The organism is Pseudomonas hefeiensis, from assembly GCF_030687835.1.
Lineage (GTDB): Bacteria > Pseudomonadota > Gammaproteobacteria > Pseudomonadales > Pseudomonadaceae > Aquipseudomonas > Aquipseudomonas hefeiensis.
Genome location: NZ_CP117449.1, coordinates 1,511,274 through 1,525,863, shown reverse-complemented (window position 1 = coordinate 1,525,863; position 14,590 = coordinate 1,511,274). Strand labels below are relative to the sequence as shown.

The 14,590-nt window shown below is 58.1% G+C and carries 16 protein-coding genes and 1 pseudogene; 9 read left to right on the top strand and 8 right to left on the bottom strand.

Going from position 1 to position 14,590, the window contains the following annotated elements:
- Positions 1 to 35 precede the first annotated feature (35 nt).
- The 5 genes and pseudogenes from PSH57_RS06605 to acs all read right to left on the bottom strand — a co-directional run bounded on the left by PSH57_RS06605 (position 36) and on the right by acs (position 5,847).
- Positions 36 to 800, bottom strand: coding sequence for an ABC transporter ATP-binding protein (locus tag PSH57_RS06605; RefSeq protein WP_256231232.1), 765 nt, complete (start codon positions 798 to 800; stop codon positions 36 to 38).
- Between the two features lie 56 nt (positions 801 to 856).
- Entirely contained in the window at positions 857 to 1,555 is a 699-nt protein-coding gene (locus tag PSH57_RS06600; RefSeq protein WP_256231233.1) for an ABC transporter permease, read from the bottom strand.
- Complete coding sequence (locus PSH57_RS06595) at positions 1,552 to 2,241, bottom strand: ABC transporter permease (RefSeq protein WP_305388609.1); 690 nt, start codon at positions 2,239 to 2,241, stop codon at positions 1,552 to 1,554. The genes PSH57_RS06600 and PSH57_RS06595 overlap by 4 nt, the downstream gene beginning before the upstream one ends.
- 90 nt (positions 2,242 to 2,331) lie before the next feature.
- Positions 2,332 to 3,105 (bottom strand): ABC transporter substrate-binding protein, encoded by a 774-nt coding sequence (locus PSH57_RS06590; protein ID WP_305388607.1) that lies wholly within the window; start codon positions 3,103 to 3,105, stop codon positions 2,332 to 2,334.
- A 785-nt stretch (positions 3,106 to 3,890) separates the two neighbouring features.
- Positions 3,891 to 5,847 (bottom strand): annotated as a pseudogene (gene acs, locus PSH57_RS06585) (acetate--CoA ligase).
- A 564-nt stretch (positions 5,848 to 6,411) separates the two neighbouring features.
- On the opposite strand from acs, the gene PSH57_RS06580 reads away from it, so the two are divergent.
- The 6 genes from PSH57_RS06580 (at position 6,412) to PSH57_RS06555 (ending at position 10,761) form a co-directional block, all read left to right on the top strand.
- Complete coding sequence (locus PSH57_RS06580) at positions 6,412 to 6,675, top strand: DUF2790 domain-containing protein (RefSeq protein ID WP_305388605.1); 264 nt, start codon at positions 6,412 to 6,414, stop codon at positions 6,673 to 6,675.
- 29 nt (positions 6,676 to 6,704) lie between these two features.
- A complete protein-coding gene (locus PSH57_RS06575; protein WP_305388604.1) occupies positions 6,705 to 6,920 on the top strand; it encodes a hypothetical protein in 216 nt (71 codons plus the stop codon).
- Positions 6,921 to 7,409: 489 nt separating this feature from the next.
- On the top strand, positions 7,410 to 8,657 hold the full coding sequence (locus PSH57_RS06570; protein ID WP_256231239.1) for a ribonucleotide-diphosphate reductase subunit beta: 1,248 nt from the start codon (positions 7,410 to 7,412) through the stop codon (positions 8,655 to 8,657).
- A 390-nt stretch (positions 8,658 to 9,047) separates the two neighbouring features.
- Complete coding sequence (locus PSH57_RS06565; RefSeq protein ID WP_305388601.1) at positions 9,048 to 9,581, top strand: BRO-N domain-containing protein; 534 nt, start codon at positions 9,048 to 9,050, stop codon at positions 9,579 to 9,581.
- 101 nt (positions 9,582 to 9,682) lie between these two features.
- Entirely contained in the window at positions 9,683 to 10,396 is a 714-nt protein-coding gene (locus tag PSH57_RS06560; protein ID WP_305388600.1) for an HNH endonuclease, read from the top strand.
- 191 nt (positions 10,397 to 10,587) lie between these two features.
- On the top strand, positions 10,588 to 10,761 hold the full coding sequence (locus PSH57_RS06555; protein WP_305388599.1) for a DNA-binding protein: 174 nt from the start codon (positions 10,588 to 10,590) through the stop codon (positions 10,759 to 10,761).
- Here the strand turns inward: PSH57_RS06555 and PSH57_RS06550 are convergent.
- Both PSH57_RS06550 and PSH57_RS06545 read right to left on the bottom strand, forming a co-directional pair.
- A complete protein-coding gene (locus tag PSH57_RS06550; RefSeq protein WP_305388598.1) occupies positions 10,756 to 10,941 on the bottom strand; it encodes a type II toxin-antitoxin system Phd/YefM family antitoxin in 186 nt (61 codons plus the stop codon). The two genes, PSH57_RS06555 and PSH57_RS06550, sit on opposite strands and share 6 nt — an antisense overlap.
- Before the next feature lie 44 nt (positions 10,942 to 10,985).
- Positions 10,986 to 11,252, bottom strand: a complete 267-nt coding sequence (locus tag PSH57_RS06545) for a helix-turn-helix domain-containing protein (protein ID WP_305388596.1) — start codon at positions 11,250 to 11,252, stop codon at positions 10,986 to 10,988.
- Between the two features lie 231 nt (positions 11,253 to 11,483).
- On the opposite strand from PSH57_RS06545, the gene PSH57_RS06540 reads away from it, so the two are divergent.
- Positions 11,484 to 12,470 (top strand): hypothetical protein, encoded by a 987-nt coding sequence (locus PSH57_RS06540; protein ID WP_305388594.1) that lies wholly within the window; start codon positions 11,484 to 11,486, stop codon positions 12,468 to 12,470.
- Between the two features lie 5 nt (positions 12,471 to 12,475).
- Here the strand turns inward: PSH57_RS06540 and PSH57_RS06535 are convergent, their stop codons facing one another.
- The gene (locus PSH57_RS06535; RefSeq protein ID WP_305388593.1) at positions 12,476 to 13,288 is read right to left on the bottom strand and encodes a sulfite exporter TauE/SafE family protein; all 813 of its coding nucleotides are present in this window, start codon (positions 13,286 to 13,288) and stop codon (positions 12,476 to 12,478) included.
- Positions 13,289 to 13,401: 113 nt separating this feature from the next.
- Between PSH57_RS06535 and PSH57_RS06530 the strand changes: the two genes are divergently transcribed.
- Positions 13,402 to 14,178, top strand: a complete 777-nt coding sequence (locus PSH57_RS06530; protein ID WP_305388592.1) for an AraC family transcriptional regulator — start codon at positions 13,402 to 13,404, stop codon at positions 14,176 to 14,178.
- Positions 14,179 to 14,261: 83 nt separating this feature from the next.
- A complete protein-coding gene (locus tag PSH57_RS06525) occupies positions 14,262 to 14,579 on the top strand; it encodes a helix-turn-helix domain-containing protein (protein ID WP_256231246.1) in 318 nt (105 codons plus the stop codon).
- The last annotated feature ends 11 nt before the right edge of the window (positions 14,580 to 14,590 follow it).

Genomic DNA, 14,590 nt, shown 5'->3' with positions numbered 1-14,590 from the left:
CAGCATGACCTGAATCAGGCGCGTAACGGGAGCGATTACTTGAGGCTGCCCGAAAGAAATTGTTGCAGCCGCTCCGATTGCGGATTGACCAGCACTTCGCGCGGATTGCCGCTTTCTTCAACGATGCCTTTGTGCAGGAAGATCAGTTGGTTCGACACTTCCCGGGCAAAGCCCATTTCGTGGGTCACCACCACCATGGTCCGGCCTTCCAGCGCCAGGGCCTGCATCACTTTGAGCACATCGCCCACCAGCTCCGGATCAAGGGCCGAAGTCGGTTCGTCGAACAGCATGACTTCCGGTTCCATCGCCAGCGCCCGGGCAATCGCCACGCGCTGCTGTTCGCCGCCGGACATGTGGCCCGGGTAGGCGTCCTTGCGATGCGCCACGCCGACCTTGTTCAGGTAGTGCTCGGCCTTTTCGCGCGCCTCGGCCTTGGCCACGCCCAGCACATGCACCGGCGCTTCCATGATGTTTTCCAGCGCGGTCATGTGGGACCACAGGTTGAAATGCTGAAACACCATCGACAGCCGCGAACGCATGCGTTGCAGTTGCTTGGGATCGGCAGCCTTCAAGGCACCGTCCTTGCCCGCCACCAGATTCAGCTCTTCGTTGTTGAGCAAAATCTTGCCGGCATGGGGTTGCTCAAGCAGGTTGATGCAACGCAGGAAGGTACTCTTGCCCGAGCCACTGGAGCCGATGATGCTGATCACATCGCCGGCGGCAGCCTTGAGGGACACGCCCTTGAGCACCTCGTGACTGCCATAGCGTTTATGCAGGTCTTGGACTTCGAGCTTGTACATGCGGTCGGTTCTCACAAAACGTCAGTCGTTGAGCAGTCGATCGGATCGATGCGTTATCAGTGCTTGCGCGGGGCCAGGTAACCCAGCCAGCGGCGCTCGGCCAGCTTGAACAGGCGCACCAAAATAAAAGTCAGGCACAGGTAGAAAGCGCCGGCCGTGATGTAAGCCTCGAACGGCAAGTAGTACTGCGCATTCACCGTGCGCGCGGCCCCAGTGATGTCGATCAGGGTCACGATGGAGGCCAGACTGGTGGTCTGCAACATCATGATCACTTCGTTGCTGTATTGCGGCAGCGCCCGGCGCAGGGCCGATGGCAGCAGAATCCGCCGATACAGCTTGTAGCGTGACATGCCCATGGCCTTGGCCGCCTCGATCTCACCGTTAGGCGTGGCGCGCAGGCTGCCGGCGATGATTTCGGCGGTGTAGGCACTGGTATTGATGGCAAAGGCCAGGCACGCACAGAAGGTCGCGCTGGACAGCCACGGCCAGAGGAAGCTCTCGCGCACGGCTTCGAACTGCGCCAATCCGTAGTAGATCAAAAACAGCTGCACCAGCATCGGCGTGCCGCGAATCACATAGGTATAGAGCCAGGCGGTCATGTTGACGACCGGCTGCTTGGACACCCGCATCAGCCCCAGGGGCAACGCCGCCAGCAGACCGAAGAACAGCGACAGGGCCAGCAGCTTCAAGGTGGTCAGCAGGCCACTGAAGTACAGCGGCAAGGCTTCATAGATGACGTTGTAGTCGAAGATCATAGATCAGCCGCCCTTACGCCTACCGAATAGCGCTTCTCAAGTTGACGCAATGCCAGCAACGAGACACTGGTAATCACCAGGTACATTGCCGCCACTGCCAGGAAGAAGGTGAAAGGCTCGCGGGTGGCATCCGCCGCCTGCTTGGCCTTGAACATCATGTCTTGCAGGCCCACCACCGAAATCAGCGCCGTGGCCTTGGTCAACACCAGCCAGTTGTTGGTGAACCCCGGAATCGCCAGACGAATCATCTGCGGCACCATCACCCGGAAAAACACCTGAAACCCACTCATGCCATACGCCATGCCCGCCTCGGCCTGCCCCTTGGGGATGGCCATGAACGCGCCGCGAAAGGTTTCCGACAGGTACGCACCGAAGATGAACCCCAGGGTACCGATACCGGCCGCCAACGGATTCAGGTCGATGTAATCGTCAAAACCGAGCATCGGCGCCACGCGATTGAGCAGGTCCTGGCCGCCATAGAAAATCAGCAGGATCAGCACAAGGTCGGGAATGCCGCGAATGACCGTGGAATACAGGTCACCCAGCCACGCCAGCCAGCGCACCGGCGAGAGGCGCAACGCGACGCCGATCAGCCCCAGGACAATGGCCAGGGCCATGGACGACAAGGCGAGCTCAAGCGTCAACCATGCGCCATCGAGGATGACAGCCCCGTAGCCTTTCAACATGATTCAGATCCTCGAGAGTGGGATGAAAAAATGGCGCAAACCGCAGAGATCCTGTTGCTTGCGCCATTTCGCACGAGTGGCGGGACGTTGTTACTGGCCGTAGATATCGAAGGCGAAGTACTTGTCCTGGATTTGCTTGTATTTGCCGTTCTCGCGAATGGCGGCAATTGCGCCGTTGATCTTGTCCTTGAGGGCATCACCCTTGCGAACCGCGATGCCTACGCCGTCACCGAAGTATTTGACATCGGTGAAGGCCGGGCCCACGAACGCAAAGCCCTTGCCGGCGTCGGTCTTGAGGAAACCGTCATCCAACAGGGTAGCGTCTGCCACGGTGCCGTCGAGACGGCCGGCGGACAGGTCCAGGTAGATTTCATTCTGCGAACCGTACGGCTTGATCTCGGCACCCAGTGGAGCCAGGACTTCACGGGCGAAGCGCTCGTGGATTGAACCGCGCTGCACGCCGACGTTCTTGCCCTTGAGCTCGGTCAGGCCTTCGCTGACCTGGGCACCGGCCTTCATCACCAGACGGGCCGGGGTGTTGTAATACTTGTTGGTGAAATCAACGGACTTCTTGCGATCTTCAGTGATGGACATGGAGGACAGGATCGCGTCGATCTTGCGCACCTTGAGCGCCGGGATCAGGCCGTCGAATTCCTGCTCGACCCACACGCATTTGACCTTCATCTCTTCGCACAGCGCATTGCCGATGTCGTAGTCGAAACCGACGATACTGCCGTCCGGGGCTTTCGAGGCGAACGGAGGGTAAGCCGCTTCGATACCGATTTTCAGGGGCTTTTCTGCGGCGAATGTCGACAGGGACAGCACGGACAGTGCCAGGGCGCCAAGCAGCACAAGTTTCTTCATCTTGGGACTCCATCGGGAAAGGGCAAAAACGGCAGAGTGAGCAACAGCCCAATATGCGAATGGGTGGAACGAACTTTAGTGCTGCGTCCTAAGAAAGCGTGCGTCAATTCAACGCAGCTCACGACGAGCGAGTGATCGGCATTCTAACGACAGGCCCGAAGCCGATATTTCTTCAATGCGACAACAAATTACAGAAGCACAGAAAACGCGACCTGAGCGCATTGACAGCCCCGCAAATTCATGCAAGAGCAAAAGAAAGGGAACCGATCCATGCTGCAAATAGCGGGCCCATTATTCGCAAACCCTTCTAATCCGGCAAGCACAGCGTGTCGCCTTCTTTCACGAACAGCGAGCAAAGGCCCTGAAACGGGGCATTGCGTTGCACATCGCCCCGTGATGGCGCCTTTGGTTACACATTTGGAAACGTCGGTAACGCTCAGACCCCTCCTACTTTAAACGCCGATATTATTCGAACACCTGTCAGCCGAACACCAAACCCTGTGGCGAGGGAGCTTGCTCCCGCTGGGCTGCGCAGCAGCCCCAAAAGCCAGGCAACTCGGTCGTTCGAACACCGAACCTGTGGCGAGGGGATTTATCCCCGCTGGGCTGCGCAGCAGCCCCAAGGCAGCCAACTCAATCTGTCTGGCACACCGAGTTGCCTGGCTTTAGGGCTGCTGCGCAGCCCAGCGGGGATAAATCCCCTCGCCACAGAGGTCCGCGCCGCGACCATAAAAAAGCCCCGTTCGGCAAAACCGGGCGGGGCTTTTCGGTGTTACGGGCGACCGTCAGGCAACATTCATGGTCTTGTGCGTCTCGATCAGATGCGCCACCACACCCGGATCAGCCAGGGTAGAGATATCACCCAGCCCATCGTATTCCGCCGTGGCGATCTTGCGCAGGATGCGGCGCATGATCTTGCCGGAACGGGTTTTCGGCAGGCCCGGGGCCCACTGGATCACATCTGGCGAGGCAATCGGACCGATCTCCTTGCGCACCCAGTTCTTCAGCTCCAGACGCAGGGCCTCGCTGGTTTCTTCGCCGGCATTGAGGGTCACGTAGACATAAATGCCCTGCCCCTTGATGTCGTGCGGCACACCCACCACCGCCGCTTCGGCGACTTTCGGGTGGGCAACCATGGCGCTTTCGATCTCGGCCGTGCCCATGCGGTGGCCGGACACGTTGAGCACGTCGTCCACCCGACCGGTGATCCAGTAGTAGCCGTCCTCGTCACGACGCGCACCGTCACCGGTGAAGTACATGCCACTGAAGGTCTTGAAGTAGGTGTCGACAAAGCGGTCGTGGTCACCGAACAGCGTCCGCGCCTGGCCCGGCCACGAATCGAGGATCACCAGATTGCCTTCGGCCGCGCCTTCCACCAGGTTGCCGAGGTTGTCCACCAGCGCCGGCACCACGCCGAAGAACGGACGCGTGGCCGAACCCGGCTTCAACGCTGTGGCACCCGGCAATGGGCTGATCAGCACGCCACCGGTTTCGGTCTGCCACCAGGTGTCGACGATCGGGCAACGCTCCTTGCCGACATTCTTGTAGTACCAGTCCCAGGCTTCCGGGTTGATCGGCTCACCCACCGAACCCAGCAGGCGCAGGCTGCTGCCATCGGCACCTTCGACGGCGGCGGTGCCCGAAGCCATCATCGCGCGGATGGCGGTCGGCGCGGTGTAGAGAATATTGACCTTATGCTTGTCGATGACCTGGGCCACCCGGGTGATGTCCGGGTAGTTCGGCACGCCTTCGAACAACAGCGTGGTCGCGCCATTGGCCAACGGGCCGTAGACGATGTAGCTGTGGCCGGTGACCCAGCCGACGTCGGCGGTGCACCAGTAGACTTCGCCCGGCTTGTAGTCGAACACGCGCTCATGGGTCAGGGCCGCATAGAGCAGGTAGCCGGCGGTGGTGTGCTGCACGCCCTTTGGCTTGCCGGTGGAACCGGAGGTGTAGAGGATGAACAGCGCCTCTTCGGCGCCCATTTCCTTCGGCGCGCAAACGGTGCCGGCCACTTTCATCAGGTCTTCGTACCAGATGTCGCGGTGCTGGTTCCACTTGATACCGCCACCGGTGCGCTTGCACACGATGACCTTCTGGATGCTGCTGGTTTCCGGGTTGGTCAACGCATCATCGACGTTGGCCTTGAGCGGGATCTTCTTGCCGGCACGAATACCTTCGTCAGCAGTGATCACCACTTTGGATTTGCAGTCGATGATCCGGCCGGCCAGTGCTTCCGGCGAGAAACCGCCGAACACCACCGAGTGAATCGCGCCGATCCGGGTGCAGGCCAGCATGGCGACCACGGCTTCGGGGATCATCGGCATGTAGATCGTCACCACGTCGCCGCGATGCACATCCTGGCCGCGCAGGGCGTTGGCGAACTTGCAGACTTCTTCATGCAGCTCGCGATAGGTGATATTGCGGCTCTCGGCAGGGTCATCGCCCTCCCAGATGATCGCAATCTGATCGCCGCGCTCGGCCAGATGCCGGTCGAGGCAGTTGTAGGAAACGTTCAAGGTGCCATCGGCAAACCACTTTGATGTCGACATGGTGATCGTCAAAGGACGTCTGCTTCACCGTGGTGAAAGGCTTGATCCAGTCGAGGCGCTTGGCCTGCTCGCGCCAGAAACCATCCGGGTTGACCACCGACTGCTGGTACATGGCCTTGTAGGTCGCCTCGTCAGTCAGCGTGTTAGCCGCTACCTCGGGACGAACGGGATACAGAGAAGCCGCACTCATCTTTCTTACCTCGGTGACATAGTTGTTTTTGTATGTACCCGTTGTAGCCGGGGCAGGCCTATAGAACCATTCGACGATGGTAGTAACAAGTCCCTACAAAATGTCGGTACTAACGTGAAGCCCCCTGCCAGCAGGCATTTTCCTGTGGGAGCCGAGCTTGCTCGCGATGGCGGTGGGTCAGTCAATATCAATCTTTGATGTAACGCCGCCTTCGCGAGCAAGCCCGCTCCCACAGTTGAATTTCAGTGAACGCCTATCTTCTGTCCAACACAGACCCTCTGTGGGAGCGGGCTTGCTCGCGAAGACGGCGGTAAATCCAACACAGATGTAACAGACCGCCACCGCTTCCGACGACGATTATTACCAGATCAACCAACAGTGTTTATCAAAACCCGGTCTTTTTGCGATTAACCCCACCCCCTAAAATCCACCTCGCCAACCGGCAAACACGATTAACGCAACACAGCCCCCACGAAGGCCGTTAATCCAACTCCCAAAACCTGCTCCACACGCAGCCCCAAAAAGGTTGCGTGACCCCACTCGACCTCAAAAAAGGTGAAACAGATGAAAGCTTTATGGGTTCTGGTCATCGCCGGCCTTAGCGCCACCGCGATGGCAGACGAGGCCCCGACCGACGTTGCACAGCAAAAACCCGCCATTGAGGAGTACACCTACTCCACCCACCTGGACATCGCCAAAGTCATCTCCATGAGCGAGATCCCGAACGTCTGCGAAGTGGTCCCGGCCAAGATGGAATACGACGACTCCAAAGGCCAGCGCCACATCCTGCGCTACAGCGTCATGGGCACCGGCTGCTCCAACGGCTGATCAACTTAAACGAACCAGGAGCCACCTCCATGAACACCAAACTGATCCTCGCCCTGACCCTGTCCGTCCTGGCCGCCCAGACCTTTGCAGCTGACGGCTATGACCGCACCGGTTCCGCTGTCGCTGAAGACGGTTACGACCGCACAGGCTCGGCCACCGTTGCTGAGGACGGCTACGACCGCACCGGCTCGGCTACCGTCGCTGAAGATGGCTACGACCACACCGGTTCGGCACGCATCGGTTGATCATTAATGGCATTTTCCACAGCCCGATTTCGATCGGGCTTGGTTGTGTCTGTAACCGTCAAAAAGCCCTTACAAACACAACATGTAGTGCAAAACCGCAAAAAACGCTCGTTTTTTGATCAAAAAATACCGTCTCCCGACCCATGCAAAAAAAATCTACAACGGCCAAAGCCTTGTAAACCCTTGCTCCCACGCGGATATGCCGCCCGCCACCTCCTCCGTGGGCGATTTCGCCGCAGCACGTAGGCAAAAAAGTCCTTATAATGCCGCCTTAAACGGGCCTGCAATATTCCCTTACAGGGAGTCAAACCAGCCTGAAGCCCACGCAGAGGCCCATCGCCTCCTCGCGTTCACAGCCGCTTCAGAACGACCCGTACATTTTTTTGTTTATTGCCTGCGTCAGCTGCTGCAACAAACGATTTTCCAAGATCCACCGCGGCCAGTAGGCCTTCAACGGGCATCTGGCCCTCACGCAGGAGACAACACGTCATGCTGAGCTGGGACGAATTCGACAAAGAAGACGGCGAAGTCGCTGTAAAAGGCGCCAACGCCGGCCACGCTTCTGAAGCCAACATGGACCGCCTCGACAGCGCCGGCGGTGCCGCCGCCCTCGAAGCCCGGGCCGTGACGGCCAGCGACTCGGCCGCGATCGTTCGCGCCAAGGCCGCCCTCGACAAACTCGACGTCGCCGAAGGCCTCGCCGAACTCGAAGGCGCCTCCGCCCGTGTCGCCGTCGATGAAAAGCGCATGATCAACTGCCGCGCCGACCTCAACCAGCTCGTGCCATTCAAATACGACTGGGCCTGGCAGAAGTACCTGGACGGCTGCGCAAACCACTGGATGCCGCAAGAAGTCAACATGACCGCCGACATCGCCCTCTGGAAAACCCCGGAAGGCCTGACCGACGACGAACGCCGCATCGTGATGCGCAACCTGGGCTTCTTCTCCACCGCCGACTCCCTGGTTGCCAACAACCTGGTCCTGGCCGTGTACCGCCTGATCACCAACCCCGAATGCCGCCAGTACATCCTGCGCCAGGCGTTCGAAGAGGCGATCCACACCCACGCCTACCAGTACTGCATCGAATCGCTGGCCATGGATGAAGGCGAAATCTTCAACATGTACCACGAGATCCCATCGGTCGCGAAAAAAGCCGCCTGGGGCCTGAAATACACCCGTTCGATCTCCGATCCGAAGTTCGAAACCGGCACCCCGGACACCGACAAAGAGTTGCTGCGCAACCTGATCGCTTACTACTGCGTCCTGGAAGGCATCTTCTTCTACTGCGGCTTCACCCAGATCCTCTCCATGGGCCGCCGCAACAAAATGACCGGTGTCGCCGAGCAGTTCCAATACATCCTGCGCGACGAATCCATGCACCTGAACTTCGGCATCGACGTGATCAACCAGATCAAAATCGAAAACCCGCACTTGTGGGATGCCGAAATGAAGGAAGAAGCGACCCAGATGATCCTGCAAGGGACCCAACTGGAGATCGAATACGCGCGCGACACCATGCCTCGTGGGGTGTTGGGGATGAATGCGGCGATGATGGAGGACTACCTCAAGTTCATCGCTAACCGTCGCCTGTCGCAGATTGGTCTGAAGGAAGAGTATCCAGGGACGACTAACCCGTTCCCTTGGATGAGCGAGATCATGGACTTGAAGAAAGAGAAGAACTTCTTTGAGACTCGGGTGATTGAGTATCAGACGGGTGGGGCGCTTAGCTGGGATTGATTCGAAAGAAAAATCTTAGGCTGCACGCTTAAATAAAAACCCCGTGAAAACGGGGTTTTTTGTTTTCCATGGAACCAAAACCGCGTTTAACTTCAGGACAGCCAAGCGACCTTTGTCCTACGAAAAACTCAGAATCGTTGCGCATTGACGCCGCATCTCCTCATTACCTATCTTAGTCGCAGGTGCCTAAGAAACGCCCAACGTAGTAGCTGATCGCCAAATATAGAGCCGCATACTGTTCAAGGACGTGTGCAACTCGGTATAGCGAAATGCTTGTTGGGATTTTTCTTACATCCTCTACGTCGGGCTCGCGCCGTTAACTCCAATACGTAGAGGTAGTTATGCTCAAGAAAGAACCAGCCAGCTCTCCGTACACCTCGGAGATCGATCATGCCTGATCCTTACATGCCGACGGTATTCACTCGCCTAAATCTCCACCTCCACACCCTCCTCCTGGAAAACCAACCCTGGTTCTGCGCCCGTGACCTCGGCCGATTGATGGGTATGCACCTGAGCGATCGTATGGTCAGCAAACTGGATGAGGACCAGCGGCACGTTCTGTTGATTCGTTATCACGGCCAGCCTGAAAAGCGGCTGATGCTCAGCGAGTCTGGCGTGTACGCCTTGTTGGTTTACCACTACGCGCCGGGGAATCGCTTGTTGCGCGAGTGGCTGACGCATCAGGTGGTACCGGCATTGCGGGACGCTCAGGCCTCCAGCGATACCGAGCGGCCGATGTTGAGCGTTTTGGACTGGCCGGAGATGTCCCTAAGTCTGCTGCATTGGCAAAACGACGGTTGGATTCGGCTTCGGGACATGCCGTACCTGTTGCTCAACCGGACTCGCGGCCGAGCGGTGGCGGCAAAACCTTGGTGGCGTAGGCTGTTGGAGGTGTTTCAAATATCTGGGCATTCAGTGTCGTAGGCCCCTCCGAGCGAAGGCTCTGCTTCTTCTGTAGGAATTTTCGTAGACAGCCGTAATGGCCAGTCAGTATCGTCCGAGGGTTTTTAACCCTCGGCGATTGTATGGATACCCCCAAGGAAAAAAGCGGCTGGAGCGACGAAGAGCTTGAGGCGTCGGTTGATGCTTACTTGAATATGCTCGATCGCGAGTTAAACGGCCAAACCTTCAGAAAGTCGGTGGAGAACCAACTTTTGCGTGATGGGCCATTGAGCAAGCGCAGCGCCTCGTCAGTTGAGTACCGCATGCAAAATATCTCGGCGGTGCTGGAGCAGATGGATTTGCCGCGAATCAGCGGCTACATGCCCGCTAAGAACATTGGCGCTGGTGTGGCTCAGCGAATCCGCAAGGTGCTTGCTAATAAAGTGGTGCCTGGGGCGGGAGAATCTGCCCCAACCGCTGATCACAAGACGTTGATCAATCGAGCCGCCAAGCTGCAAAAGAAAGGGCTTAAGATCGCGCCATCAGGGAATCCAAACCCACAGCAAGTCAGTACGACCACGACGTCTTACGCGCGGGATCCGAAAGTCCGGGCGTGGGTTGCTGAGTTGGCTAAAGGTGTCTGCGAAGGTTGCGGTCAGCAAGCGCCGTTCGAGGTGGATGGGCTGCCGTTTCTTGAAGTGCATCATGTGAAGCACCTGGCTCAGAAAGGGTCGGATAGCATTACCAATGCCGTTGCGCTGTGTCCGAACTGCCATCGACGTTGTCACCTTGCCAGTGACAAGGAGGCCTTCACTTTGTCTTTGTATGAGAAGGTTGGTCGGTTGGTTGCTGAGTGATGAATCGTTGAGTTGGGGCTGCTGCGCAGCCCAGCGGGGATAAATCCCCTCGCCACAGTGATGGTGGCAGGTTTGATTGCCGCGCTGTATTTGAAAATCGCGGGGAGGTTTCCGCGTTTTTTTCTGTGTGAAGCAATGGTATCGGGACACTTCCAGCGTCTGTTAGACGGGAAAAACTATGGAGATAGGCGATGACCAAAGAATTCAAAACTGACGCCTTCGAGTCGATTCACAGCTCGGCCGAAGCACTGCTGAAAATCGGCGCTATCGACCAGGCCACTATGCGGGAGTTCGACGAGGCCTGCATGGCTGAGGCTTCTGCTGAAAACTCAGATCAAGAAGATTCGTCTGAACTCAACTCATAGCCGGCCTTCAAAACCTTCGATGATGTCCTCGGGGGTGCTGTCAAAATCTGCCGGCATCCGAATTTTCCCCTTCAACCCCCCAGGTTTGCGCGCCTGCGGTGTATCGACATGGGGTAGCAGATTCAGATAAGGCTTGTCGGCCTTGGTGATCACTACCCTGTCGCCCTGCCATGCACGCACACCATGCTTCTTGTAAGGTTACGTGTAGCTGTTCACTCATACGGTCATTCCTTGTCATCATCCTTTGCCTTTCCAGTGTTTGGCAGAGTAGCAACTCTACTGAGCTGTCCCACGGACTTACGTTTAGGATTGGCGCCGCGAACGGGCATTTTAGAGTCCGTTTTTCGCTGCTCAGGAGGCGGCGAGTAAATGGTTCTGGCAGTCTTGGTCAGCCCCAGGCTAAGCCCGAATTTCCTCAGGATGGAGTCGAGGGTGCTGAGGGTCGGATTACCCTTGTCCTTCTCGATCTGGTACAGAGCCTTGATCGACATCTTGCACATGGCAGCAAAAACGGGGGCCGCTTCGCAACCCAGCGGGAGCAAGCTCCCTCGCCACGGGTTGGGGTCAGGTCACAGGTTTGCGGCAGGCTTGATGGCTGGGTTGGTTTTGGGCATCGCGAGCAGGCTCGCTCCCACAGGTTTTTTGTGGTGTGTTGAAACTTCGAGTGCAACCGGCCCTGCCCTTCGCTATTAATACATTTCCCCTCATGGACCCGAGCCCCAATGAAATTCGACCTCGCCTACTGCCTCAGCCTCGACGACAAGCTGTCGATTTATGACGTGCGCGATTTGAATTTTGACGAGACGGTGGCGTTCGATTCCGCGAAGGAACAGTTCCAGTGCCCCAACGATGCCTGTCGGGCGGCGTTTGATGTGACGAATGTGTTGGGGACGTTCAACGCCAAGAATGTGAATTACGTGCGCACGCCGCACTTCAAGAACATCCCCAGCACGCGGCATATCGAGGGTTGTCCTTATGTCAGCCTGAAGACTCCAGCGTCGGGGCTGGAGGTGGATGGTGGTGAAACGGATGACGGTCCGGAGGAGCATTTCCCGTCGGAGTTGTTGCTGACTCGGCGTGAGTACGTGCGTAAGCCCTCCAGCCCGGCGATGGCGGCGGACGTTCTGCGCGCCGAGCGAGAGCCTTCTGCCACCAATAATGTCGAGCACCCAAGCCGTGATTCGGCACCGGACAAGACCAGTGTCTTCGCCCATCCGGTGGAGTGTTTTGTGTCGAACTTCGCGGACAAGGACCTGCTCAAGCGCATGCCGCTGAAGATTGGCGAGCACACGGCGTCCTATGGATCGTTCTTCAAGAAGATCGAGTACCTGCTGGACAACAAGGGGCTGATTTACTGGGGCAAGATCAAGGAGATCAAGGATTACACCCAGAGCTTTCGCATCGACTTCGAAGCAAAGGTCTGGTTCAAGCAACCGGACGAGGCGAAGAAGAAGCCTTACTCGGTCAACGTTTACCTGAGCAAGAAGCTGATCGACAACTACCGCAAGCGCAAAGCGTTTCTGGAAGAGATCAAGCACGCCATCGAGAGTGACGCGCCGTTGTATTGCTTCTTTTATGGCGTGACGCCGGAGTTAAAACAGGTGCCGAGCAAGAAAAACCCCGAACAGACGTTCGGGGTGTTCAGTGCCGATATCGAGAACCTGGATCACTTCATTATTCGGGAAGCGCCGGGGTTGGCTGGTCAATAGCTACCCTACCCCAGCCACATCCCAACCATCACCAACATCAACAACCCCACATACACCCTCGCATGTAGCCGATCCGGTATCCGCCCGATCCATGGCGTTGCCAGGCGGATGCCCAGTAGCGCGCCGAGTGTGAGCACAACAAAGGCCAGCAAGTCTACGAAACCGACAAACCACGGGCCGAAGTCTGTCCCGGTGAAGCTGGCCAAGGCCATGTAGGTGACAGTGCCGGCCAACGCGACCGGCACGCTCAGTGGATTGGCCATCGACGTGGACTGGGACATGCTCAGGCCACAACGGCGCAGCAGTGGCACGGTCATGACGCTGCCGCCGACGCCCAGCATTGTGGCGATGATTCCGGTGGTTGTGCCGCCCAACGCGGTCTCCATTGGCGCCAAAGGGCGTAGGACGGCATCGCTGGCGCGTGTCAGAAAACCGCGCCGTAGCAGGCAATCCAGGATGGTCAGGCCCAGGTAAGCCATGAAGGCGTAGCGGATAACCTCACCATTGAGCCAAGTGGCGGCTGCTGCGCCGAAGACCGCACCCAGCGCGATGAAGCCGCCGAACGGCCACAGGTAATGACGCATCAGTTGACCGGCACGCTGGTGTTTTCCGGTGGCGACCAGGGCGTTGACGATCATGACGCAGGTGGAGGTGGCGACGGCAATGTGCATGGCCGATTCACCGATGGCGTCATCCGAATGATGGGCCATCAGCATGCGATACATCAAAGGCACCACGACGAAACCGCCACCAAAGCCGAACAACACCGCCGTTACGCCACTCAGGCAGCCGAAGCACGCAAGCAATACATAGAACATCGAGGCGAATCCGTGAAATGGGAGGCGCCCCACGTTAGATAAGCGAAGCTTGGCCCGCTCTAGCAAACAGGCCAATAATGTTTGCGTTTACGCCAATGATGAGTAGTCCCTCGATGCGCAACACTTCGATCGATTTATTGGATGCGATCCCCAGGGCTGTCGTCGCCATTGGCACCGACTACCCCCACGGACATTTACTGCCCTCGCACCAACATCGCCGGGCACAGTTGCTGTATGGCGCCACTGGCGTGATGCAGGTCCGCACCGAAGACGGCAATTGGGTGGTGCCGCCGCAACGGGCAGTGTGGATCCCGCCCGGGGTTGCCCATGAGGTGCTGATGCTGGGGGTCAGCACGCGCAGCTTGTACATCGAACCGGCCGCGGTGACGGCCATGGACGCCCGTTGCCAGGTCATCAGCGTGTCGTCCCTGATGCGCCAGTTGCTGCTGGAAGCCGTGGAGCTTGTGCCGGAATACGACGAGGCCGGACGCGACGGCGCGCTGATCCATCTGTTGCTGCACGAACTGTTGCGCAGCACTCATTTGCCGTTGCACCTGCCACTGCCCAAGGACCCACGCCTGCTCGGCCTGTGCCAGGGGTTTCTGAAAGACCCCGACGCCCACGCCTCGCCCCTTCAATGGGCGGCGCAGTTGCCTGTCAGTCTGCGCTCGTTCAATCGGCTGTTCAGCCGGGAAACCGGGTTGAGTTTCGGCCAATGGCGACAACAGGCGTGTGTGATGTCGGCACTGTCTCGCTTGGTCGTAGGCGATTCGGTCACCCGTATTGCCCTGGATCTGGGTTACGACAGCCCTGCGGCGTTCTCCACCATGTTTCGCCGGGTGTTGGGTCACGCGCCGAGCGCCTGGCTGGAGAAGACCACCGGTCATTGATCAAAAAAATGAGATTGATCAGGACTCAAAACAACTGTACAAAAACACAGTATTTTTTGAATCCACAGCTTTGGAGAACTCCCATGGCCTCGCTCGCAATCAAAACCACTCTGGAACGCATCGCTGTCTATCAATTCACCCCTGCCCACAGCGCGCAGGCTCGAGCCATGCTCGGCTGGAGTGTCGAGGAGTTGTCACGCCAGTCTGGGGTCTCGACCCAGGCCATCCGGCGCTTCGAAGCCGGGGGCGAGCTGCTTGATGTGACCCGCCTGGCCCTGGCCTTTCGGTTTGAAGCCGAAGGCCTGGTGTTCTTCCCTGGCTTTGCACCGGGGCGCGGCATGAATATCAAAGGCGCCACGCCGGATCCAATGGGGCGGCCAGACTACGCCATGATCGAATGATCGATGCGTCG